Origin of the sequence: Ruminococcus sp. HUN007, assembly GCF_000712055.1 — a bacterium.
GTDB lineage: Bacteria > Bacillota > Clostridia > Oscillospirales > Ruminococcaceae > HUN007.
The window spans coordinates 1,479,294-1,503,075 of record NZ_JOOA01000002.1 but is presented as its reverse complement, the minus strand read 5'-3'; the positions used below and the strand labels follow the sequence as shown (position 1 = coordinate 1,503,075).

Sequence of the window (23,782 nt, the reverse complement as noted above, 5' to 3'; positions counted from 1 at the left end):
TATTGCGGAGGACAAAAAATGGCTGTATTTAAATGTAAAATGTGCGGAGGTTCACTTGAAATATCCGATGGTATTACGGTGTGCGAGTGTGAATACTGCGGGACTAAACAGACTCTGCCGAAAATAAATGATGATCAGAAAGTAAATTTATTTAATCGTGCCAGCCATTTCCGTCAGCAGTGCGAATTCGATAAAGCAGCAGAGATCTATGAAAAAATGGCTGCTGAATCAGGAAAAGATGCTGAACTTTTCTGGTCAATTGTATTGTGCCGTTACGGCATAGAATATGTTGATGATCCTGTAACAAAAAATAAAATACCAACATGTCACAGGACACAGTATAAATCGATACTTGAAGATCCGGATTATCTGACTGCACTTGACTGCGCAGATACTATGCAGCGTAATGTATATGAGCGTGAAGCAAAGATAATCAATAATATTCAGAAAGGAATTCTGGAGATATCAAATAAAGAGGATCCGTTTGATGTTTTTATATGTTACAAGGAAACTGATGCAAACGGAAGACGTACAGCAGATTCGGTGCTGGCACAGGATCTTTATTACGGTCTGGTACAGGAAGGATTTAAAGTTTTCTTTTCAAGGATCACTCTTGAGTCAAAACTTGGAACTGAATATGAACCGTATATATTCGCAGCACTGAATTCTGCAAAAGTAATGGTAGTTGTCGGAACAAAACCGGAATACTTCAATGCAGTCTGGGTAAGAAATGAATGGAGCCGTTATCTTCAGATCATGCAGAAAGACAAAAACCGTATACTGATACCGGCATACAGAGATATGGATCCGTATGATCTTCCGAATGAACTTTCACTGTTTCAGTCACAGGATATGTCGAAAATCGGTTTTCTGCAGGATCTGATTCGCGGGATCAAAAAGATAACCGGCCATGACAATGCCGCACCTGCTATACAGGAAAAGCAGGTGATCAGGGAAGATGTCAGTGTTCAGGGCGAAATTTCTTCAGAATCAGGAAAAAAGAATAAAACCGTTGTATATGTGCTTGCCGGAATCATAGCTTTACTTTGCATTTCTTTTGGTATACTGTTTGGGGTTCAGCAAAAGAACAAAGGTTCGAAAGAAACGTTAGAAAAAGAATCTTTTTCTGCTGATAACACCAATAATGGAAGCAGTGATTTAAATGAAAACCAGAATAACATTGACCAGGGTGAAAATGGTCAAAAGAATATTTCGGATAATGATCAGATAACTGATTCTGACGCCATTGACAATTCAAATGGTTCTGAAGCTGAAAATCTGACTTTGGAAGTATCAGATGAACTTGTAGAAGTCGGTGCTGGTTCAGATCGTTCAAGAAAGATCCTTATGAACTATCTGCCTGTAGTGTACAATGACATGAGTACTGACAGCAGCATAGTTATGGGAAATGAAAAATTCGATGAAAACAGTTTTTCAATCTGTGACATAGATTCAGATGGCGAAGCTGAGCTGCTTGTTAAAATTGTAACAGGCGCTATGGCATCTAAAGCGCTTTATATTTATAAAGTTGACAGTTCAGATAAAGTTGTCCAGAGTTCTGGGATGAGTAATGCTTCGACTTTCTATAAAAATGGTTATGTTGAAAGTCCATGGAGTCATAATCAGGGTCTTGGTACATTATGGCCTTATACTGTAATGCAGTATGACAAGGCAAAAGATGAATATACATTCGCTTATTCTTTGGATTCATGGGATAAATCAGCGAACCCTAAAGGTTTTAAAGGTGAAGGGTTTCCTGATGATATAGATGTAAGTATGACTGGGGTTGTATATTTTATAAGCAACTCTGTAAGCGGCGAAAAATCAACCTGTGATTATTATGATTATGTCAGATGGTTTAATTCCTGGAATCAGTGCAGTCCGAAATTAAATATCAATTTTGAGTCGTTTTCAGAAGCAAACGTAAAAAAGTATGTTCCTGATTTTCAGAAAGCTGAAACACATAGTTACATAGGCAAAGGATATGTTGATGCAAACGATGTTCTTAATCTCAGAAAATCAGCTTCTACAGATTCTAGCGTTCTTGCAAAAATACCTAAAAACACAAAACTAGAATTATATAACTCTGGTGATTCGAACTGGTATTTTACATCGTACAAGGGTGTTGATGGTTTTGTTAGTGCTGACTGGGTGAAATTAGGAGAACCTCCGGCTGTAAAACCAAGTACTATCAATAATTTAAGTCCTTATTTAAAAGGACAGATATCTTCAGGTGGTTTGAAAATAGAAGGATATACGACGGATTATGTATGTTATGGTGGAGAAAAGACTGTACAGTGGATCTGTGAAGATACATGGCATATTACTGCCAAAAGAAAGACTTTCTCGTATGGATTAGACTGGTATGAATGCTGGGATACAGATGACGGAGATTATTATGGATGGATTGATGGACAATTCCTGTATTTTTATCGTTAAAGATATATTATTTGAATTATAAGAGTGATTCCAAAAATCCTGAAATGGCTTGACAGTTCAAAAAATCCGGTAATCATTATTCACTGATTACCGGATTTTTTCTGCAGATGCTATATGTTTTCCACTGCCCCAAAAAAGTTATCAGGCATCGCGATGCTTTTACTATCAAACAGCTGCCGAAGGCAGCTCACCATTTTAAAACTGTATGCCTTGTAAAGATACATCAGATATAGTATAATAAATAGTGATGTATAAAAAAAGGAGGCGGCAGGAAGTGAAAAACAAACGATTCAACATTACAGGTGCGTGTTTTCCGGATGAACACTATATGGTTGATATCAGCGAAAGACTTGAAAAAATCAGATCAATGATCATTCAGGGCGACTATTTTATCATAAACCGCGGAAGGCAGTACGGAAAAAACCACTACTCTGAATGCGCTTGAAAACTATCTCGATTCAGAATATCTTGTGATCAGTATGGATCTTCAGTTTTTCAGTGCTGCCGACCTTGATTCGGAGAGCGGATTTGTTTTGGCGTTTGCACGTGAAATGTACAGAAACAGCTCATTACGTGCATCGCTGAATAATGAGACTAAAGATACTTTAAAAAACTTGAAAACACCCGGAAAGGATCTTGTACTTGCTGATCTGTTTGATGTTTTCTGTGAAATATGCGATGGATCAGAAAAAGCGGTTGTACTCATGATCGACGAAATAGATAATGCTGCCGGAACAGATATTTTCATCGATTTTCTTAGTATGATCAGAGGGTACTATCTGAGACGAAACAGGCTGAGCTTTTTCCGTTCCGTTATCCTTGCCGGAGTACGCGATATACGCAATCTTAAAAGCAGAATACGCAGTGACGCTGATCATCAGCATAACAGTCCGTGGAATATTGCCATCGATTTTAATATAGACATGAGCCTCAGTACTGGCGGTATAGAGGGCATGCTTTCAGAATACAAAACCGATCACGGATCCGATATGGATACCCGCGCTCTGGCCAATCTTATTTACGATTATACTTCAGGATATCCGGTACTTGTTTCGCATATATGCAAACTTATTGACGAGGAGATACATTCCTGGGATGAAAGCGGAGTTATAGTGGCAGTAAACCGTATATTGTCCGTGAACGATCCTCTGTTTGAATCGCTGAACAATAAGCTTGAGGACTATCCGGAAGTAAAAAGCAGTCTGTATAACATACTCATCCGTGGCGACACAATTCCTTATAACCCGGATAATGAAGCCGCCAATCTGCTTGTAAGGTTCGGCTTTGTCAGAGTTGTCGATAATACGATAGTTATCGCAAACAGAATATTCGAAACAAGGCTGTACAATGATATGCTTACTTCATCTTTGAAACCTGGCATATGAAGAAAGGATACATGCTTACTTTCAGTTTCAGTAAAAATAAGGAAACGGGTATAAAGACCGTTGAATACGGTGATAAAACTATTGTTGAAGCAATCGTATGATTAGAATAAGCCACGAAGTTTACGGCGCAGTCCGTTCACTGTAAGACATCTGCGGCAGTTTTAAGGAGGGGAAGATATGTCTCTTTGGAATCCATGGCACGGGTGCCATAAAACAAGTCCGGGATGTGCAAACTGCTATGTGTACAGACGTGACGATAGTATCGGTAAGGATGCGAGCATAGTCACAAAGACCGGTGACTATGATCTTCCTCTGCGCAAGAACCGCTACGGCGAGTACAGGCTTTCACCGGATGACGGAGTTGTTTTCACCTGCATGACTTCTGACTTTTTCCTGGAAGATGCCGATGAATGGCGTAAGGCCTGCTGGGAGATGATCCGTTTCAGAAGCGACCTTTCTTTCCACATAATAACCAAGAGGATCGAACGGTTTGAACAGTGCATGCCGCCGGACTGGGGGGACGGATGGGATCATGTCATCATCTGCTGTACCTGCGAAAATCAGGAGATGGCCGACCGCAGACTGCCGGTTTTTCTTTCTCTTCCGATAAAGCACCGTGAGATAATTACCGAGCCGATGCTCGAAAGTATAAACATCGAAAAATATCTCGCTACAGGACTGATCGAACACGTTACCTGCGGCGGTGAATCCGGCAGTAATGCAAGGCCGTGTGATTTCAGATGGATAACGGAGCTCCGGCGTGAATGTGTCCGTGCCGGTGTTCCTTTTTATTTCAAGCAGACCGGAGCGAAATTCATCAAGGACGGAAAACTCTATCATATTGAACGTGCCCTGCAGATGGCACAGGCTAAAAAATCCGGCTACAGCTACACTCCCGGTGAAGGTTCGGCAGATGCCATAGTGTACCGCCTTCCGGAAAGAAAACACCTGTTCGAACGCCTTTCAGCATCCACCTTTCGGAACAGATTTCATCTTTCCGAAAAAGACAAAGAATACATTTCTGACAAGGGCATGGACGTTATAAGAAAACACGCAGAAGATTTTGTCGCCAAGCGTCTTGCACCGGAAAATCCCGAAAACGACGGTAAGCAGACACCGATGCGCGGGCATCCGGTGTTCATCGCCCAGCACGCATCAGCCTGCTGCTGCAGAAGCTGCCTCGAAAAATGGCATAACATCTCCTCCGGAAAAGTGCTCACAGATGCAGAACAGAAGTACGTGACAGACGTGCTCATGGAGTGGATAATGAGAGAATATCAGAAGTGAAATTTGTGCATGTTGTATATTCGTTCCGAAAAATGTGCCAAATCGTAAAAGTTCGTTCCTGAAAATGTTGACATGGCAGACAGGTCGGTAAAACATATCTTGTTGAAGAATTCGGAAAAAATGAATACGAAGATATGATCGTGCTTAACTGTGACAAGGATAAAAGAATAGCCGGGACATTTAATGAGCAGTATGTCCTTGAACAGCTGAAAGCGGAACTTAACAAGGAAATACGTTCGTGGTAAAGCACATGAAAAAACTCACGTCTCTGCCTTTAATGGATTCTCCGATAGTACATAAGAAAAGCATCTGCAGAATATGAGTCTACGCACTCATTTCTGTAGATGCTTTTTCGTTGGCCACATCAAAAAGGTACTGCCGTCCGGCAGTACTATCGATAGTGCGCCGGAGGCGCACCATTTTAGCAGAGGTGTTATGAATAGCACTTGCGCATAAAGCCAAGTATGACGATGACGACAAAAATATAGAAATAGCAATACGACATGGAATACAAAGAAAATAATGGTTGACAATTTAAGGATTCTATGATATAATGGCATTATAATACAAAAATGTTTTATAAGCACTTGTTGCAATGTAAAACATGATATGCTAAAATAATTATAAGAAATGAGGAAAAACACTATGTCAGAAAAGGCAGGTAATATTAAACCATTTGAAGAACTCACTATCAAGGACGATTTTATGTTCGGAGCGGTTATGAGCGAGGAAAAGAATCTTAAACCGTTGCTTGAATACATACTTGGTATCAAAATCGCGCACATCACTTATCCGGAAAGGCAGAAAACAATCAGTGCCAACTATGGTTACAAAAGTGTTCGCTTAGATGTATATTGTGAGGATGATAACAATACGGTTTACAATATTGAGATTCAGGTAGCCAATGAGAAGGACCTGGCTAAGCGTATCCGTTACTATCATGATATGATAGACATCAATATTCTTGAGCAGGGCAGGAAAGTCACTGAACTGAAAAATAGTATTGTGATCTTTATCTGCGATTTTGATTATTACGGAAAAGACAGGTATATGTATACGTTCAAAGGTCAGTGTCAGGAAGACAGCAGTGTTTATCTTGATGATGGAACACTTTCCGTTGTTCTGTATATTAACGGTTCGGTTGGTGAAATAAATGAAGAACTGAAAGCAGCTTTAAAGTATATGGCGGGTCAGGCTCCGCCAGAAGGAACATATGCTGATAATCTTGACAAAGCCGTTAAAAAGGTCAAGATAAATGAAAAGTGGAGGCGGGATTATATGACGTTGGCAATGAAACTTGACGAAGAAAGAGAATTTGGAAAATATGAGGATAAGGTTTCAGCTGTCAGAGAAGGCAGAAATAAAGGAAATGATGCTTTTTTAATAAAGGTACTTTCGCTGAGCAAAGAGCAGTTTTCCAGTATTTGTGATTTGCTGGACACTTATCCCGAAAAGAGCGACTTAGAGATAGCAAAGGAAATCCTGTTAGGTTAAAAGATTCAGGACGTGAGATGAAAATCCTTTCGGGTAATCATGATACATAACTGACGCAATACCCAAAGAACTATTATTAATATTATACAAAACTGATATTGATTTCTGTTGTTTTTTATATTATAATTAATGCTATAAAAAACAGAGCTGATATTCAACAGTTCTGAAAACAAATGTGGATTACAACAGAGGGGGATATTAAAATGTTATCATTGATTTTCAGCATTCGATTCTGGAGAAAAACAGAGGACCGTAACCGCGGTATTGCGGCTATAGTGGTGTCCGGAATTGCGGCTTTGCTCAGTGTTATACTGTACGGACTTATAGGACTTGTTGACGTAGCCATTTTAGCTGCGAATGTCATCATTTTCCTGAAGGTACAGGGTGAAGGCGGCTTTTACTGATAAGATATATAGTAAACGAAAAATTTATTTTGCGTTTACTGTAAAATAACAGACCGATATTTCCCCGGCAGTGGATTTTTTAGTCCGTGCCGGGGAATTTTTTATTTAAGTAAACGGTTAAAATCGTTGACAAAATCTGTGTATCTGTTATAATTATAATATGTGTATTTTTATTGAGTAAATATATATGGATCGGAGGCAGATACGATATGGCTTTAAATAAATACGAAGAAAAAATGATAAGCGTTTTAACTGAAACACTCGGTGGTGTGCAGGCTGCGTTTTCATATCAGAAGCAGGATGCCGAGCACAAGCTCGATATTCTTTATGCAAAGCAGAGTCCGGGCGGAAACTATCTTACAGCTTCTACTCTCGGCCTTGTAAACAGAACTACAGGATACAGTGATTCAAATACCGGCAAGGAGATCCGTGCCGAGATCATCATGTCTTCATACGGCGGACACGATATGGCGGGCAAGATCCTTTCAACAGCCGGCATCGGAATATACGATACCAACATCCGTTACGGATACGGAACCGTACTAAAGGGAATAATGGAGCTTTACTATCCTAATTCAGATATGAAGCATCTTTTCCTCATGCTTCCTCCTCCGCTCTGGAAGAAGTCATTCGGTGTGACTGATGCGGACGAGAGCATTATCACTTTCCTTTATGCACTTCCGATCTCGCAGGCGGAATGCGACTACATGTCTGAAAACGGTATTGACGCACTTCAGAATTTTTTCGTTGAAAAGAACATCGACATGTTCGACTTCGAAAGAAAATCAGTTTTATAAAGCTGATTTTATAAATCAGCGTGGGGAACCGGGACGAAGCCCCGCATTCCTCTTCGGAAATCCGGCGAATCCGGATCAAACATTGTTTTGTATATTAAAATTCAAAGGAGCGTTTTCTTATAATGGAATGGCGTGGATTAAATGAACTGAGAGAACTCTATCTCTCATTTTTCGAAAGCAAGATGCACACAAGAATGGCAAGCGCACCGCTGATACCACAGGGTGACAACAGCCTTCTTCTTATAAATTCAGGCATGGCACCTCTCAAGAAGTTCTTCCTCGGACAGGCAGTTCCTCCGAACAAGAGAGTCACAACATGCCAGAAGTGTATCAGAACACCTGATATCGAAAGTGTCGGCAAGACTTCAAGACACGGTACATACTTCGAAATGCTCGGTAACTTCTCATTCGGCGATTACTTCAAGAATGAAGCTATCGAATGGGCATGGGAGTTCCTTACAAAGGTACTCGAGATCCCTGCAGAAAAGCTCTGGATCACAGTTTTCGAAAGCGATGACGAAGCTGAACAGATCTGGATGAACAAGATCGGCATCCCGAAGGAAAAGATAGTTCGTCTCGGCAAGAAGGATAACTTCTGGGAACACGGCTCAGGTCCTTGCGGTCCGTGCTCCGAGATCCACTTCGACCGCGGTGAGGCTTACGGTCCTTTTGAAAACTTCGAGCAGGCAAGTGACGCTGACAGAATAATCGAGATCTGGAACCTCGTTTTCAGCCAGTTCGATTCAGACGGCAACGGCCACTACGAAGAAATGAAGAACAAGAACATCGACACAGGTATGGGTCTTGAAAGACTTGCATGCGTAATGCAGGGCGTTGACAATATCTTTGAAGTTGATACAGTTCAGAATATCATGAAGCACATCTGCAAGATCGCAGGTGTTGAATACCACACAAACAGCAAGTCTGACGTTTCACTCCGTGTTATTACTGACCACATCAGAAGTACAACATTTATGGTCGGCGACGGCGTAATGCCATCAAACGAAGGACGCGGATACGTTCTCAGAAGACTTCTCCGCCGTGCTGCGCGTCACGGAAGACTTCTCGGAATCAGGGACACATTCCTTTACAAGGTATGTGAAACAGTAATTCAGGAAAATGAAAAGGCTTATCCGGAACTCCGTGAAAAGGCTGAATACATCAAGAAGATCATTCAGGTCGAGGAAGAAAACTTCGCAAAGACAGTTGACAACGGCCTTGAACTCCTTAACAAATTTATCGAAGAATCAAAGAACGGCATTCTTTCCGGTGAAGATGCATTCAAGCTCAGCGATACTTACGGATTCCCGATTGACCTTACTCTTGAAATAGCAGAGGAAAAGGGTCTTAAGATCGACATGGACAGATACAAGGAACTCGTTCTCGAACAGAGAAACAAGGCAAAGGCTGACCATGCAGCAAAGGCAAGTTCATCATGGGCTGACAACAGCATCAAGATCGCTGTCGCAAAGACAGTATTCACAGGATACACAGAAACAGAAAACGATTCTGAAGTGCTTGCAGTCTTTGACGGCACAGAAGAAAAGGAAAGCGCTTCTGAAGGTGAAAGCGTTGTTATCGTTCTCGACAGAACTCCTTTCTACGCAGAAAGCGGCGGTCAGGTAAGCGATACAGGTATCATTTCAGGCAACGCAGTTGTTTCAGTTGACTCAGTTATGAAGACAGAAGACGGTCACTTCCTCCACATCGGTACTGTTGACCGCGGCACTGTAAAGAAGGGCGACAAGGTAAAGGCTTCTATCGATGTGACAAGAAGACAGGCTACAATGAAGAACCATACTTCAGCTCACCTTCTCCAGGCAGCTCTCCGTGAAGTTCTCGGTGAACACGTTCACCAGGCCGGTCAGCTCGTAAGCCCTGAAAGATGCCGTTTCGACTTCTCACACTTCAGCGCAATGACACCTGAGGAGATCGCAAAGGTTGAAAACAGAGTAAATGAGATCATCCTCTCATCCATTCCTGTGGAAACAAAGGAACTTCCTATCGAGGAAGCAAGAAAGCTCGGCGCTATGGCCCTCTTCGGTGAAAAGTACGGCGACATTGTACGTGTAGTCAGGGCCGGTGATTTCTCAGTTGAATTCTGCGGCGGTACTCACGTTGACAATACATCAAAGATCGGTCTCTTCAAGATCATCTCAGAAAACTCAGTAGCATCAGGTGTAAGACGTATCGAAGCTGTAACAGGCTCAGGCGTTCTCGCACTCCTCAACGAAAACATTGCAGTTATCAATGAAGCTGCTGCTATCCTCAAGGCTCCTAATGCTTCTGAACTCACAGCAAAGTGCACTCAGATCATGAACGAGTACAAGGCACTTGAAAAGGAACTTCAGGCTGCCGGAGAAGAAAATGCTATGATGAAGCTCAGTGCTTTTGCAGACAGTGCTTATGACTTTAACGGCGTAAGCGTTATTGCTGCAAGAGTTGACGGCGTTAAGAACGACGTTCTCAGAACAATGGGTGACAAGCTCCGCGACAAGGATGCAAATGTTATCTCCGTTCTCGCATGCGTAAATGACGGCAAGGGCGTATTCTCAGTATCATGCGGCAAGGACGCAGTTGCAAAGGGCGCTCACGCAGGCAAGATCGCAGGCGCGATAGCAGGTCTTACAGGCGGTAAGGGCGGTGGACGTCCTGACAGCGCTATGGCTGGTATCGGTGACATTGCAAAGACTGATGCAGCAATGGCAGAGATAAAGAACGTTCTCGGTAATTTTATAAAGTAAAACATTTTCAGGCCGGATATCCGGTAAGTCAGAAGCATGAGTTTTCCTGATTTACCGGATCCGTAAGGTGCTCACGGACGGGAATTTTATCCTGCGGCAGCCGGTCTGCAGCACTTTCCCTCCGGGTGGATATACCCAGGAGGGCAGTGTCATTTATGGCAGATAAAAAGTTTATGTTATTTTCAGTGAATGTCCGGAAAGACATTTCACGTACAGAAAGGTGAATGAAAAATGGATTGTTTATTCTGTAAAATAATAAACGGTGAAATACCAAGCAAAAAGGTTTACGAAGACGATCAGGTATACGCTTTTTATGACATAGCTCCTATCGCTCCGGTACACTTTCTTGTTATCCCTAAGCAGCACATTTCAGGTGCGGCAGCTGTAACAGCTGAAAACTCAGCAGTTGTGGCACACATCTTTGAAGTTATCGCAAAGATCACAAAGGACATGGGCCTTGACGGCGGCTTCAGAGTTATCACAAACAACGGTGATGACGCAGGCCAGACAGTTAAGCATCTCCATTTCCACGTAATTGCCGGAAAGAAGCTCGGCTGGAGCTCAGAGCAGGGAGACTGATCGCATGGCGGAAAAGTACACACTTAATGTTGCGGGACTTACAAGGGAACTTACAAGATATCCTGTAAACGACAAGCTCGACATTGCAGCGTTCATTATGTTTTCAGACGTTGAACTAACTGTAAGATGTGCAGAGGAGCTCCTTAAAAAGGTAACGGACTTCGACATCATCCTCACTTCTGAAGCCAAGGGTATCCCGCTTGCATACGAGATGGCACGTCAGTCAGGAAAGAACTACGTTGTCGCAAGAAAGTCGGTCAAGGTTTACATGACCAATCCTGTAAGCGTAAACGTAAAATCCATAACCACAAAGGACGAACAGACACTTCATCTCGGCGATGAGAAGGCAGCCCTTATAAAGGGAAAGAAAGTTCTCATTGTTGACGATGTAATAAGTACAGGCGAATCACTTTCAGCTATGGAACAGCTTATCGAAAAGGCCGGAGGCACAGTCGTTCAGGCATGCGCAGCCCTTGCAGAAGGCGATGCTGCAGACAGAACAGATATAGTTTTCCTTGAAAAGCTTCCGCTGTTCTTTAAATAAAATCCGGAGGATCTGTATCGGATGAAGCGAAAGATGGTCTATGCCGGGGTCCCGTGGACAGCCGGAATGTTCTTTGCTTCCTTTTTTCCACCGGATGCGCAGATACCGGCAATGCTGATAACACTGCTGGTGTCTGCATTTTTCTTTTGGAAAACTGTCAGAAAATTCGTGTACTATGCTGTTGCCGCTCTGTTCTTCATTGCCGGTGCGGTCACGTTCACACTGAATGACCGTATCGTATGCGACAGAATAAGAGACCTTGCCGGACAGGAGATACATTACGAAGGCAGGGTGAAAGAAATTACTGACCGCGCCGACGGAAAGTCTCTGTATCTTCTTGACGGATCGGCGGGCGGTGTAAAGCATGTGAAGCTTATGTGTACTGTAAACACTCTTGAATGCACATACTTCGATACGCTTTCATTTGCATGCACGCCTTCGGAGTTTGAAAACAGTTTCCTTTTCAAAGCAAAGGATCACTACGCTTCCGAAGGAATCTTCCTCAGGACTGATAAAATAAAAAGTTTAAAGATAACGCCGGGAAACCGTTTTTCCTTCCGCAGGACAGTATACCGTTACCGTGACCATATCTCAGGTAAGATCAGTACGGTGCTGCCCGGGGAATACGGTGCACTTATAACTGCAATGCTTATGGGTGAAAAGAGCGGTCTTGACGAAAATACGGAAAAGAAACTTTACCGCTGCGGAACGGGACATATGTTCGCAGTTTCAGGAATGCACCTTGCACTTCTGGTAAGCCTTGTTTCAGCAGTTCTTGAAAAAACAAAGCTGACGCTAAAAAAGCGTTTCTTCATTACTGAAGCCTTCATAATAGTTTTTACGGTGTTTTCCGGTATGCAGGTCTCCGTGGTGCGTGCGGCACTTATGATGACGCTTATCTGCAGCGCGGGACTTTTCGGAAGAAAGCCTGATCCGCTCAATTCGCTGAGTATTGCAGCACTCATCCTTCTCATCCATTCTCCGTGCCTTATACGAAGCTCGTCTTTTCTGCTGTCAGCGGCAGGAACATTCGGGGCATCAGTTCTTGTTCCGTATGTTACAGACAGCATGAGCAGCGAAGGATTCTTCGCAGGACTTAAGAAAAAAGCGGCAGGCGTGTTCTGCATTTCAGTCTGCGTTTTTCCGTTTTCGGTAATGTTTTTCGATGAGGCTTCGCTTATCTCGCCGGTCTCGGACATTATCATAATACCGCTGTGTACTTTCGCACTGATCTGCGGCTTCGGAGTAACGCTGACAGGCGGCGCGGATGTTTTCGCTTATCCGCTGCTCATGGCAGGCGGACTTGCCTCGAAGCTTGTTATAAAGATCTCGTCCTTCCTTTCGGATACCGGTCTTTCGTCAGTTGCCCTCGGACGCGGTTTTGTTCCCGTACTTACGCTTTTTCTTACTGTTTTCGTTGCCTTTACGGCGTTCAGATACAGAAGCGGAAAAAGCACCCTTGCGGCAATGGGTATATCGGCGGCGGTTTTCATTGCTTCGTCGGCCATAAACGGTCAGATGAACAGAAACATCCTTTCAGTATGCCGTACCGGTACCTCACGTTCATCCGCTGTGATGATCTCGATGGGAAAATACAATGACGTTATCGATCTTACCGGAAAGCAGACTTCTTCCCGTTACATTTCAAAGCTTGCGGATATACGCGGCGTTCATCATATCGACTCGGTAGCCTTTCTGAAGGATCCGTACCAGAGCATGGCCTCCTACTCGCGCAGGCTCGTGCTTAACGATGTTGACCACGTTTATGTGCCGGAAGATGTCTACACTCAGTACGGTGCGGAAATATGCGGATGCGATCCGGAGCATTTTGACAGTGAGGGACTTTTCCTCGACAGGGGAAAATACACGGTCAGAGCAGTTCCGGAGGGCGGAGTAACAGTGGAATACTGCGGAAATATCATTAAAATAGATGATTCCGGGATCAGCACCGGTGAAGGTGCGGTTACGGAACAGAACGTTGCGGTCAGACAATCAGAATCAGGAAAGGTTAAAGTCTACAGACTTGAATGAGGTGGACAATGGCACTTATCACACCGGCTGAACTGGAAAAGGAACTAAAGTCAGCAGTTACAAGGAAAGTCTATTATATTTACGGAAAAGATGCCGGACGTGTCTCGGCTCTGGCGGAGCTTGTCCGGAGAAAGTATCTTGGGAAGGGATATTCCGCATCAGATTACAGCAGGTTTACCGGTGATGATATGAAAATCAGCGGTTTCCTTGATACTGCTGAGATCTGTCCTATGTTTACCGACTGGAATTTCGTCGAGGTAAATGACTTAAACGGTGAATCGCTGAATGCAGATGACCTGAAGGCTCTGACAGCTTTCATTGCGGATGTGCCTGACCAGACCGTGCTTCTGTTTTCCGTTACAGGATTTGATGTAAAGGGCGGAAAAAAGGTACCGACAGCGAAAAACAAAAAGATAATCGATGCCTGCACAAAGGCGGGTTCCGTATCCGAAGCAGATCTCAGAAAACCGGCTGACATGGCCGGCGGGATAATGAAGCTCGCATCGGAAAACGGTTCGTCAATCTCGAAGCAGAACGCTGAAAAGCTTGCACTTATCTGTCTCGGCGATACGTTAAGGGTCACAAACGAAATAAACAAGCTCTCCTCATTTGCCGGGAGCGATGAGATAACGGCAGAAATGATAGATGAAATGGTAGCCGTCGGCATAGACACCACGGCGTTTGCCATGGCATCAGCCGTAACATCAGGAAATTCAGCGGCAGCCTTTACGATACTTGAGGACCTTACAGCAGGAAAGACTGAAGCCGTGCTTATTATATCCGCCCTGGCATCCGCTTTCATGGATCTTTACAGGGCGTCGGCGGCAAGAGCTTCGGGCGTGAAAGAGGCTGAAGTTGAGGCAGATTTCGGATACCACGGACGTGGGTTCGTAGTGCGCAATGCTTTCCGTGACGCTGCGAAAACAAGTACTGCACACTTAAGAAAGTGCCTTGAAATACTTGAAAAGGCTGATCTTGAATGCAAGTCCACGAGACTTGACCAGAAAATAATCATCGAGCAGTCTGTGGCACAGATGCTTGCAGCAGGAAACGGAGCGTGAATGGTTTGCTTAAAACAGAGCAGGCTGTAATTGTAGAAGGAAAGTACGACAAGATAAAGCTGGAGTCGATAATAGATGCCACCATAATAGTGACCAACGGATACGGCATTTTTAAAGATAAGGAAAAACTTGAACTTATAAGATTCTATGCAAGGCACAAAGGAATAATCATTCTGACAGATCCGGACGGTGCCGGATTCAAAATAAGAGGATATCTCAAAGGATCTGTACCGGAGGGGAAGATAACAAATGTGTATATTCCCGATGTCTTCGGCAAGGAAAAAAGAAAGGAAAAGCCGTCGTGTGAAGGTAAACTCGGTGTCGAGGGAATCAAAAAGGAACTCATAATCGAGGCCTTCCGCAAAGCCGGAATAAGTTTTACCGATGACGGCAGTGACACTAAGCAGCCAAGGGATCTTATAACGAGGACTGACCTCTACGAGGCGGGGCTTACCGGAATGCAGGACAGTGCTGAAAGACGCAGAAAGATCCTGAAAAAGCTCGGACTGCCGGAAAGACTTTCGACAACCGGTATGCTTGAGGCATTCAATACCATGATGACAAGGGAAGAATTCAGAGAAATGACAGATGATAAAGGGGGAGACGATAAATGGTATTTTCAAGTATAACATTTTTATATTTTTTCCTGCCGGCAGTTCTTATTCTTTACGTGCTGGTGCCAAAAAAGTATAAAAATATCATACTGCTTGCAGCCGGGCTGCTGTTTTATTCCTGGGGCGAGCCGGCGTATTTCTGGGTGATGATAGTGTCGTCTCTTGTGGACTACGCAGCAGGCATTTACATGACGAAGACGGAAAGCACGGGAAAACGGCGTGCGGCACTCATTGTTTCCATGGTCGCTGACCTTGGGTTCCTTTTTGTGTTCAAGTACAGCGGCTTTGCTGTGGATGTTATAAACAAAGCCTTCGGAACGAATATTCCGCGGCCGGATCTGCCGCTTCCGATAGGCATCTCATTCTACACATTCCAGAGTATGTCGTACACGATAGACATTTACCGCAGACAGACAAAGGTTCAGAAGAATTTCATCAATTATCTGACTTATGTTTCTCTGTTCCCGCAGCTTGTTGCCGGCCCTATCGTCCGGTACAATGAAGTGGCGGATTCAATTGATGAAAGAACAGTTACTGCTGACAAATTCGGCGAAGGAACAGCTCTTTTTATAAAGGGACTTGCCAAAAAAGTACTTATAGCCAACAACATAGGAGCGCTCTGGACAGAGATAAAGGGTATGGATTATGCCGGACTGTCAGCTCTGAGCGCATGGCTCGGAATACTTGCGTTCACATATCAGATCTACTTTGATTTTTCCGGCTATTCAGACATGGCCCGCGGTCTTGGCAAAATGTTCGGATTTGAATTCCCGGTGAACTTTGATCATCCTTACCAGTCAAAGAGCGTTACGGAATTCTGGAGAAGATGGCATATCACACTTGGTTCATGGTTCCGTGAATATCTTTACATACCGCTTGGCGGCAATCGTCACGGCACGGCACGTACATTTTTTAATCTCGCGGTAGTATGGATACTGACAGGATTCTGGCACGGAGCAAGTTTCAATTTCATTCTCTGGGGTGCCTTTTACGGATTCCTGATAATCATTGAAAGAGCAGGATTTTCAAAAGTGCTCGAAAAGATGCCTACCATTCTGAGTACGCTTTATACTTTCATTGTGACAGTAATAGGATGGGCAATGTTCGACCTCGATACAGCCGGAGATTTCCTGCATTATCTTAAAGCGATGTTTGCAGCGAAAAAGCTTGTTGATCCGCTTTCAGTCTATCAGCTCACGTCATTCGGCATCATTTTTGCCGTATGTATTTTTGCTTCGGCAGATTGGCGGAAGAAGATCTTCGACAGGATTTCAGACAACGAAAAGTACGGAAAAGTGCTTGCAGCAGTCTCACCTGCTGTACAGCTCATACTTCTTGTATTCAGTACCTGCTATCTTGTTGACGCAACATATAATCCGTTTCTTTATTTCAGATTCTGACAGGGGGTGGATCAGTTGAAAGAATTCAAGAACAGGATACAGGCGGCAGCCTTTCCTGCAGTACTTTGCTTTTTTGCAGTCGTTACGCTCTTTTCACACAAAGAGAGCTTTTCGGAACTTGAAAACAGAACTCTTCAGAAAAAGCCGGAACTTTCCTTTGACAGCTGGTTTGACGGAAGCTTCATGGATGAAGCTGAAGCTTATGTTTCCGATCACTTTGCCGGAAGAAACAAATGGATGAAACTCAAGCTCAGGACTGAACTTGCTCTGGGACGCAGGGAGATAAACGGCATTTATATTTCAGACGGAAGACTTATCGAAAGGACTCCGGAACCTGACTACGAAACGATAGACAAATCCACAGATGCGATCAGCAAACTGGCGGCATCTGTCAGCACGCCGGTGTATGTTATGCTGGCGCCGACTTCGGCAGGTATCTATACTGATTCGATCCCTGAAAATGCACCTCAGCTTGATCAGCACGCTATAATCGACTACGTGTACGGAAACCTTGATCCGAGAGTCATTACCATCAATGTCTACGATATTCTCAATGCTTCCAGGGAAGACTACATCTATTACAGAACGGATCATCACTGGACTTCCCTTGGCGCATATTATGCATACAGCACGGCTATCTCAAAGCTCGGCTTTTCGGCAGTCCCGTTCAGCCGCTACGATATTGAGCATGCAGGAAGCGGTTTCCGCGGAACTTATTATTCGAAAACGCTCTGTGACGATATTCAGCCTGATACTATTGATATATATTCGAGCAAGGAAGGCGAAAAAGTAGTTTCCTGTACGGTATCGAACGCGATAGAGGAAAAAACCTACGACAGCATCTACTTCAGGGAGTTCCTTGATGTAAAGGACAAGTACAGCGTTTATCTCGGCACCAATCAGCCGTGTATAAAAATAAAAACAAATCTTCAGAGCGACAAGAAGATCCTTATCTTCAAGGATTCCTACGCAAACTCCTTCGTGCCGTTCCTCACCCAGCACTACAACGAGATCACGGTACTCGACATGCGCTACATAAACAATTTCCGCGACTACGCCGACCCGGAAGACTACACCCACATCCTCTTCCTCTACAACAGCACGACGTTCAGTTCGGATGACAACATCAAAAAAATAGCATACTAAAACAAAAAACTCAGAGTCCGAAAACTCTGAGTTTTTTGTTTAGTTCTGGGTCGGAGTTTCGCGTAGAAGCTTATCCTGCCAGGCACTGTCTGTCTAATCTTCGAGGGCGAGGGGCGGAGCCCGAGGAACATGCGCAGCATATTGGGCAGACTGCTAATCTCCGGGGGTGAGGGGGCGGAGCCCGAGGAACATGCGCAGCATATTGGGCAGACTGCTAATCTCCGGGGGTGAGGGGGCGGAGCCCGAGGAACATGCGCAGCATATTGGGTAGACTGCTAATCTCCGGGGGTGAGGGGGCGGAGCCCCCTCAAAAAGAAAGCCCCCTCCCCGACGGGGAGGGGGTTGGGGGTGGGGGATAAACCCCAACATTATTTAATTCCGTATGTCTTTCTGTATTCGAGCATCTTGTCGAGGTATTCCTTGCCTTTGATAACACCGTCTTCAATAGCCTTTATGATATCTTCGATAGTAACGATAGAGAATACCTCAATGCCGAAATCTCTCTTTACTTCCTGAACGGCTGAAAGATCGCCTTCCTTGCCCTTTTCCATTCTGTCAACGGAAATGACCATAGCTTCGATCTTTACATCAGCAGCATTCTTAAGGACCGGGATGACCTGTCTGATAGCTGTTCCGGCTGTGATAACATCTTCGATGATAACTACCTTTTCACCGTCTGTGAGCTGCTTGCCGACGATAACGCCGCCTTCACCGTGATCCTTGGCTTCCTTGCGGTCGAAGCAGTAATTGACATCCATGCCGTACTTGTTGAAAAGTGCAACGCTGCAGCTTACCGCAAGCGGGATGCCCTTGTAGGCAGGTCCGAAAAGAGTGTCAGGTGAAATGCCATGATCTTTTATGCATTCAGCATAGAATTCACCGAGCTTTGCAAGCTGCTTACCGGTCTTGTAGTTTCCTGTGTTTACGAAATAAGGGGCCTTTCTTCCACTCTTTAAAGTGAAGTCACCGAAAGTGAGAACACCGCATTCTGTCATGAACTTTATAAAGTCGTTTTTGTAACTCATTGTAAGTCATCCTCCGATAAAATAATACAGGAAGCGCTGAATTATTCACAAATCAGTGCAGGGCGAAGCCCCGTTCTACCGTCTCTGTCAGAACCGGCGAAGCCGGATCTGACATTAAATCAGTGTTTCCTATACTATCATTATATCACAGTATCCGGTTTCAGGCAACAGCAGATTTGTATTTGAATAATGCACTATTCACAAAAAAAGATAAAGTTGTATGTGTAACATAAATAATTTTTGGGATCTCTCAACCGTAGTTTTGAAGATTTTGCATAGAAATATTGATTTTAAAAAACAAATATGATATAATTGATGTGAACTGATATATTGTGATCAGTGTTGTGCTCCGCAGGGTTTATGATCAAGGGCTTGATATCTGACATCGGTATTGAATTTTAATAATACGAAATTATGGTATTTTTATGACGGGATTTCTCTGAAATCAATTAAAAATACCTTCTTTTTATTAAATTAATACAATATTTATGTCAAATAGCAAAAGAGGCATTGAATATATTGTGCAATATTTTTGTTATAAACTTTAAAATAGCACTATACTTTTGATGTTGCATGATGTATAATATTATTAAGCTTGATTATAAGTTTTTGTTGAGATTTATCCGCAACATAATACGATCGCTGTTTTACAGCAAATTACAAACGTGAACACTCATGATCTTCTCTGCGGGATGTCCCGGAAGGTCAGAACAAATTTTAAAATGGAGGTTGTTTAGAAGTGTCAAGAAAAATCAGAAAAGTAGTTGCAAGTACTTTAGCACTTGCTATGATGACTGGTACAGCTGCTAACTTCCCTGCAGGACAGTTCGCAGTTCTCAATGCAGCTACAGCAGAACAGGCAGTATCCACTTCAAACGTTGCCGGCGGACTTGCTGGTCCTACTATCGATGCAGGTACCTATGAAGTCAAGGCAGGCGAAACATTCAAAGTCAAGATCAAGGCTACAGGAAACACAGACGGTTTCAATGCCCTGAACACATGGCTTGACGTTGACACAAACGTATTTGAGATCGTTGGAAAGGAAGCAGGCGACATCGATGATCCTGAAAACGAAGACAGCTATGCTTACTCAAACGTTACAGTCAACACATTCAAGAAGAGCGGAGCTGCAGCAGGCGTAGAAACTCTTCTCGCACTTTACAGTGACACAGACAATGCAAAGGGCGACATGGTTATTGCTACCTATACTCTTAAGGTAAAGGACGGAGCTAAGGACGGCTACTATTCACTTCCGTTTGACGCAAAGGGCGATGGCGGCGCTATGGGTAACCGTATCAACTCAGACAGAACACCGCTGGTAATCAACCCGACATTCAAGGGCGCTTCAATAACAGTAGGCAACCCTTCATCACAGCCGACTGCTCAGACACCTGCATCACAGGCTCCTGCATCACAGGCACCGGCATCACAGACACCGGCTTCACAGACACCAGCTTCACAGACTCCTGCTCAGTCAGGCACATTATCAGGCAAGATCGCTGACGCTTCTGCCAAGGCAGGCGAAACAGTAAAGACAACTCTTTCAATTTCAGGCGTTGATTTTGCAGGATTTGCAGCTGAACTCAGCTTCAGCGGCCTTGAACTTACAAAGGCAACAGCTGACGGATTCGACGTTGAGATCCAGGGCAAAAAGATCGTTGGTCTTGCTAATCCGTACAAGGATGTTTCATCAGCTACAGTAAACCTCGAATTCAAGACTTCAGCAGCAGGCAGCTACGAAGTATCAGCTTCATCACTTGAAGCAGCTTCAAAGGATAAGGAAAAGGAATTCAAGGGCTCAGTTACAAAGGGTACTGTAACAGTAAGCGGTGCTTCATCAAATCCGACATCACAGACACCGGCTACACAGACACCTTCACAGACTCCTGCATCTCAGGCACCTTCAAGCGATGCTATCCAGATCGAGATCGGTAAAGTAGCAGGCAAGCCAGGCGAAAAGGTAAAGGTTCCTGTAACAGTCAAGAACGTAGGCGACGGCTTCTCAGCTCTCCAGTTTGACTATGCTATCGACGGCGATCTCATGATCGGCAGAGGTATCAAGGGCGACTTCGCATGCTCATGGACAATCGGTAAGACAGAAAAGTCAGCACAGTTCCTTGAAGGCGACGGAATGAACATTTCAGGCGAAGGCGTTATCGGTAAGCTCGAAGTTGAAATTCCTGCAGACGCTAAGGAAGGTACAGTATATAACTTCAAGATCTCCAACTTTGAAGGCGCAATGGTAGACAAGTCAACAGGCAAGCAGGTTAAACTTGCAGCAGCAAAGTTTGCAGGCACAGCAGGCTATATCGCAGTAGGCGAATTACCTTCAGAGGCACCTGCATCTCAGACACCTGCATCTCAGACACCTGCATCTCAGACACCTGCATCTCAGACTCCGGCAACTACACCTTCAGAGACACCTAACAGCGATGCTATCCAGATCGTAATTGACAATGTAGCAGGCAAGGCAGGCGAAAAGGTTAAGATCCCTGTAACAGCCAAGAACGTAGGCGACGGTTTCTCAGCACTTCAGTTCGACTATGACATCGACGGCGATCTCAAGGTCGGCAGAGGTATCAAGGGCGACTTCGCATGCTCATGGACAATCGGCAAGACAGAAAAGTCAGCACAGTTCCTTGAAGGCGACGGAATGAACATTTCAGGCGACGGCGTTATCGGTAAGCTCGAAGTTGAAATTCCTGCAGACGCTAAGGAAGGTACAGTATATAAATTCAAGATCTCTAACTTTGAAGGCGCAGTAGTAGACAAGTCAACAGGCAAGCAGGTTAAGCTTGACGGCAGCAAGTTTGCAGGTGTTGCAGGTACTATTACAGTAGGTGACAAGCCGGTTTCATCAGATCCGACAGTTGAACCTACAGTTTCAGTTAAGCCTACTGAAACAGCAAAGCCTACAGAGATCCCTACAACAGCTCCTTCAAATTCTGCAAAGGCAGAACAGCCTGTATCAAAGACTGACGTTCAGGGCGGTATTGCAGGTCCTAAGGTTGACGCTGGTACATACAAGGTTAAGGCTGGCGATAAATTTGACGTTCAGATCAAGGTAACAGACAATAAGGACGGCTTCAACGCTCTCAATGCATGGCTCGATGTTGATACTGACGTATTCGAGATCACAGCTATGGAAGCAGGCGACACTTCAGATCCTGAAAACGAAGATTCAGTTGCATACTCAGCTGTAACTCTTAACAAGTTCCATAAGGATGGTGCACCTGACAATATCACAACGATCCTTGCTCTCTTCAGTGATACAGAAAACGCTGCAGACGATCAGGTAATCGCTACAATCACACTTACAGTTAAGGCCGGAGTTAAGGACGGCTACTATACACTTCCGTTTGATGCAAAGGGCGACGGCGGTGCAATGGCTAACCGTGTTGTAGTTAAGGACGGAGACAGATCACCTGTTGTTCTTAACCCTACATTTGTTGGTGCACTTGTAACAGTTGGCGATCCTGCACCTGCAACGGAAACACCAACTGAAGTACCAACAGTTAAGCCTACACCAGCAACAGCACAGCCGACAGCAACTACAGAAAAACCATCTGAAGAGCCACCTGCAGGTGATGCTATCAAGATCAAGATCGGTGAAATAAACGGCAATGCCGGTGAAAAGGTTAAGGTTCCTGTATACGCAGAGAACGTAGGCGGCGGTTTCTCAGCACTCCAGTTTGACTACGACATCGACGGCGGTCTCACGATCGGCAGAGGTATCAAGGGCGACTTCGCATGCTCATGGACAATCGGCAAGACAGAAAAGTCAGCACAGTTCCTTGAAGGCGACGGAATGAACATTTCAGGCGACGGCTGCATTGGTAAGTTCGAAATCGAGATCCCTAAGGATGCTAAGGACGGCACAGTATACAACATCAAGATCTCTAACTTCGAAGGTGCAATGGTTGACAGTGCTACAAACAAGCAGGTTAAGCTTGAAAGCAGCAAGTTTGAAGGCGTAGCTGGTAAGATCACAGTGGGTGAAGTTACACCGGCATCAGAATCACCATCACCATCACCAGCACCGACTCAGAAGACAACAGAACCATCTCCGACAGCACCTGCTACAGATGCTCCAAAGAGCGACGCTATTTCAATCGAAATCGGTACTGTATACGGCGCAGCAGGCGAAAAGGTTAAGGTTCCTGTAACAGCCAAGAACGTAGGAAACGGCTTCTCAGCACTCCAGTTCGACTACGATATCGACGGTGATCTCACAATCGGCAGAGGTATCAAGGGCGACTTCGGCTGCTCATGGACGATCGGCAAGACAGAAAAGTCAGCACAGTTCCTTGAAGCAGACGGAATGAACATCTCAGGCGACGGTGTAATCGGTAAGTTTGAAATCGAAATTCCTAAGGATGCTAAGGACGGCACAGTATACAACATCAAGATCTCTAACTTCGAAGGCGCAATGGTTGACAGTGCTACAAACAAGCAGGTTAAGCTTGACGCTGACAAGTTTACAGCTGTTGCCGGCAAGATCATAGTTGGTAAGGAAGCACCTACAACTGAACCAACAGCGGAAAATACAGCTTATGATGTAAACGGTGACGGCTCAGTTAATACAGCTGATATCATCGCACTCAAGAAGTACTTACTCCTTGTTAAGGATGCAAAGGTTGTAAACGGCGACATCAACGGTGACGGCATTATCAACTCAATGGATATGGTCCGTCTCGTTAATAAGTTACTCGGCTGATATCCGAAAATGGTAAATCTTAAATAAACATTTTAAGACCGGAATAGTTACTTTAAAAGGGGCTGTTCCGGTCTTTTTTTCTGAATAAGCCTGATTCATTTACTATAACTACAAT

At 44.3% G+C, this 23,782-nt stretch carries 17 protein-coding genes and 1 pseudogene; 17 read left to right on the top strand and 1 reads right to left on the bottom strand.

Annotation, left to right across the window (positions count from 1 at the left end):
- Window positions 1-18 precede the first annotated feature (18 nt).
- The 16 genes and pseudogenes from CC97_RS10690 (at window position 19) to CC97_RS10625 (ending at window position 17,925) form a co-directional block, all read left to right on the top strand.
- Window positions 19-2,439 carry a TIR domain-containing protein gene (locus tag CC97_RS10690; protein WP_044974962.1) on the top strand — a complete coding sequence of 807 codons (2,421 nt, stop codon included), beginning with the start codon at window positions 19-21 and terminating at the stop codon, window positions 2,437-2,439.
- 274 nt (window positions 2,440-2,713) lie between these two features.
- Window positions 2,714-2,884, top strand: a complete 171-nt coding sequence (locus CC97_RS21040) for a hypothetical protein (protein ID WP_242848167.1) — start codon at window positions 2,714-2,716, stop codon at window positions 2,882-2,884.
- Window positions 2,885-2,918: 34 nt separating this feature from the next.
- The gene (locus CC97_RS10685) at window positions 2,919-3,824 is read left to right on the top strand and encodes a hypothetical protein (protein ID WP_049962837.1); all 906 of its coding nucleotides are present in this window, start codon (window positions 2,919-2,921) and stop codon (window positions 3,822-3,824) included.
- Window positions 3,825-4,001: 177 nt separating this feature from the next.
- Window positions 4,002-5,111 carry a DUF5131 family protein gene (locus CC97_RS21590; protein WP_081850083.1) on the top strand — a complete coding sequence of 370 codons (1,110 nt, stop codon included), beginning with the start codon at window positions 4,002-4,004 and terminating at the stop codon, window positions 5,109-5,111.
- Between the two features lie 89 nt (window positions 5,112-5,200).
- Window positions 5,201-5,356 (top strand): annotated as a pseudogene (locus CC97_RS20200) (hypothetical protein); the annotation flags it as partial.
- A gap of 400 nt (window positions 5,357-5,756) precedes the next feature.
- Window positions 5,757-6,605 carry an Rpn family recombination-promoting nuclease/putative transposase gene (locus CC97_RS10675; RefSeq protein ID WP_044974961.1) on the top strand — a complete coding sequence of 283 codons (849 nt, stop codon included), beginning with the start codon at window positions 5,757-5,759 and terminating at the stop codon, window positions 6,603-6,605.
- Window positions 6,606-6,808: 203 nt separating this feature from the next.
- On the top strand, window positions 6,809-7,009 hold the full coding sequence (locus CC97_RS10670) for a hypothetical protein (protein ID WP_044974960.1): 201 nt from the start codon (window positions 6,809-6,811) through the stop codon (window positions 7,007-7,009).
- Between the two features lie 209 nt (window positions 7,010-7,218).
- Window positions 7,219-7,806, top strand: a complete 588-nt coding sequence (locus CC97_RS18870) for a suppressor of fused domain protein (RefSeq protein ID WP_049962836.1) — start codon at window positions 7,219-7,221, stop codon at window positions 7,804-7,806.
- A 122-nt stretch (window positions 7,807-7,928) separates the two neighbouring features.
- On the top strand, window positions 7,929-10,550 hold the full coding sequence (alaS, locus tag CC97_RS10660) for an alanine--tRNA ligase (protein WP_044974959.1): 2,622 nt from the start codon (window positions 7,929-7,931) through the stop codon (window positions 10,548-10,550).
- Between the two features lie 231 nt (window positions 10,551-10,781).
- Window positions 10,782-11,129 (top strand): histidine triad nucleotide-binding protein, encoded by a 348-nt coding sequence (locus CC97_RS10655; RefSeq protein WP_044974958.1) that lies wholly within the window; start codon window positions 10,782-10,784, stop codon window positions 11,127-11,129.
- Window positions 11,130-11,133: 4 nt separating this feature from the next.
- The gene (locus CC97_RS10650; protein WP_044974957.1) at window positions 11,134-11,673 is read left to right on the top strand and encodes a phosphoribosyltransferase family protein; all 540 of its coding nucleotides are present in this window, start codon (window positions 11,134-11,136) and stop codon (window positions 11,671-11,673) included.
- A 21-nt stretch (window positions 11,674-11,694) separates the two neighbouring features.
- Window positions 11,695-13,704 carry a ComEC/Rec2 family competence protein gene (locus CC97_RS10645; RefSeq protein WP_044974956.1) on the top strand — a complete coding sequence of 670 codons (2,010 nt, stop codon included), beginning with the start codon at window positions 11,695-11,697 and terminating at the stop codon, window positions 13,702-13,704.
- 8 nt (window positions 13,705-13,712) lie between these two features.
- Window positions 13,713-14,765: a DNA polymerase III subunit delta gene (gene holA, locus CC97_RS10640; protein ID WP_044974955.1), complete on the top strand. Its 1,053-nt coding sequence runs from the start codon at window positions 13,713-13,715 to the stop codon at window positions 14,763-14,765.
- 5 nt (window positions 14,766-14,770) lie between these two features.
- Window positions 14,771-15,394, top strand: coding sequence for a DUF4093 domain-containing protein (locus tag CC97_RS10635; RefSeq protein ID WP_044974954.1), 624 nt, complete (start codon window positions 14,771-14,773; stop codon window positions 15,392-15,394).
- Window positions 15,376-16,779 carry an MBOAT family O-acyltransferase gene (locus CC97_RS10630; protein WP_044974953.1) on the top strand — a complete coding sequence of 468 codons (1,404 nt, stop codon included), beginning with the start codon at window positions 15,376-15,378 and terminating at the stop codon, window positions 16,777-16,779. Before CC97_RS10635 ends, CC97_RS10630 begins: the two co-directional genes overlap by 19 nt.
- A gap of 15 nt (window positions 16,780-16,794) precedes the next feature.
- Entirely contained in the window at window positions 16,795-17,925 is a 1,131-nt protein-coding gene (locus CC97_RS10625; protein WP_049962835.1) for a DHHW family protein, read from the top strand.
- A 368-nt stretch (window positions 17,926-18,293) separates the two neighbouring features.
- On the opposite strand, the gene pyrE is transcribed toward CC97_RS10625, so the two are convergent.
- Window positions 18,294-18,950, bottom strand: a complete 657-nt coding sequence (pyrE, locus tag CC97_RS10620; RefSeq protein WP_044974952.1) for an orotate phosphoribosyltransferase — start codon at window positions 18,948-18,950, stop codon at window positions 18,294-18,296.
- Window positions 18,951-19,689: 739 nt separating this feature from the next.
- On the opposite strand from pyrE, the gene CC97_RS21345 reads away from it, so the two are divergent.
- Window positions 19,690-23,667 (top strand): cohesin domain-containing protein, encoded by a 3,978-nt coding sequence (locus tag CC97_RS21345; RefSeq protein ID WP_044974951.1) that lies wholly within the window; start codon window positions 19,690-19,692, stop codon window positions 23,665-23,667.
- Window positions 23,668-23,782 lie beyond the last annotated feature (115 nt).

Bases quoted from the DNA above. Each gene is read 5' to 3' on its own strand.
- CC97_RS10690 (WP_044974962.1), top strand. From the start codon at position 19: ATGGCTGTATTTAAATGTAAAATGTGCGGAGGTTCACTTGAAATATCC.
- CC97_RS10685 (WP_049962837.1), top strand. From the start codon at position 2,919: ATGGATCTTCAGTTTTTCAGTGCTGCCGACCTTGATTCGGAGAGCGGA.
- CC97_RS21590 (WP_081850083.1), top strand. From the start codon at position 4,002: ATGTCTCTTTGGAATCCATGGCACGGGTGCCATAAAACAAGTCCGGGA.
- CC97_RS10675 (WP_044974961.1), top strand. From the start codon at position 5,757: ATGTCAGAAAAGGCAGGTAATATTAAACCATTTGAAGAACTCACTATC.
- CC97_RS10670 (WP_044974960.1), top strand. From the start codon at position 6,809: ATGTTATCATTGATTTTCAGCATTCGATTCTGGAGAAAAACAGAGGAC.
- CC97_RS18870 (WP_049962836.1), top strand. From the start codon at position 7,219: ATGGCTTTAAATAAATACGAAGAAAAAATGATAAGCGTTTTAACTGAA.
- alaS (WP_044974959.1), top strand. From the start codon at position 7,929: ATGGAATGGCGTGGATTAAATGAACTGAGAGAACTCTATCTCTCATTT.
- CC97_RS10655 (WP_044974958.1), top strand. From the start codon at position 10,782: ATGGATTGTTTATTCTGTAAAATAATAAACGGTGAAATACCAAGCAAA.
- CC97_RS10650 (WP_044974957.1), top strand. From the start codon at position 11,134: ATGGCGGAAAAGTACACACTTAATGTTGCGGGACTTACAAGGGAACTT.
- CC97_RS10645 (WP_044974956.1), top strand. From the start codon at position 11,695: ATGAAGCGAAAGATGGTCTATGCCGGGGTCCCGTGGACAGCCGGAATG.
- holA (WP_044974955.1), top strand. From the start codon at position 13,713: ATGGCACTTATCACACCGGCTGAACTGGAAAAGGAACTAAAGTCAGCA.
- CC97_RS10630 (WP_044974953.1), top strand. From the start codon at position 15,376: ATGGTATTTTCAAGTATAACATTTTTATATTTTTTCCTGCCGGCAGTT.
- pyrE (WP_044974952.1), bottom strand. From the start codon at position 18,950: ATGAGTTACAAAAACGACTTTATAAAGTTCATGACAGAATGCGGTGTT.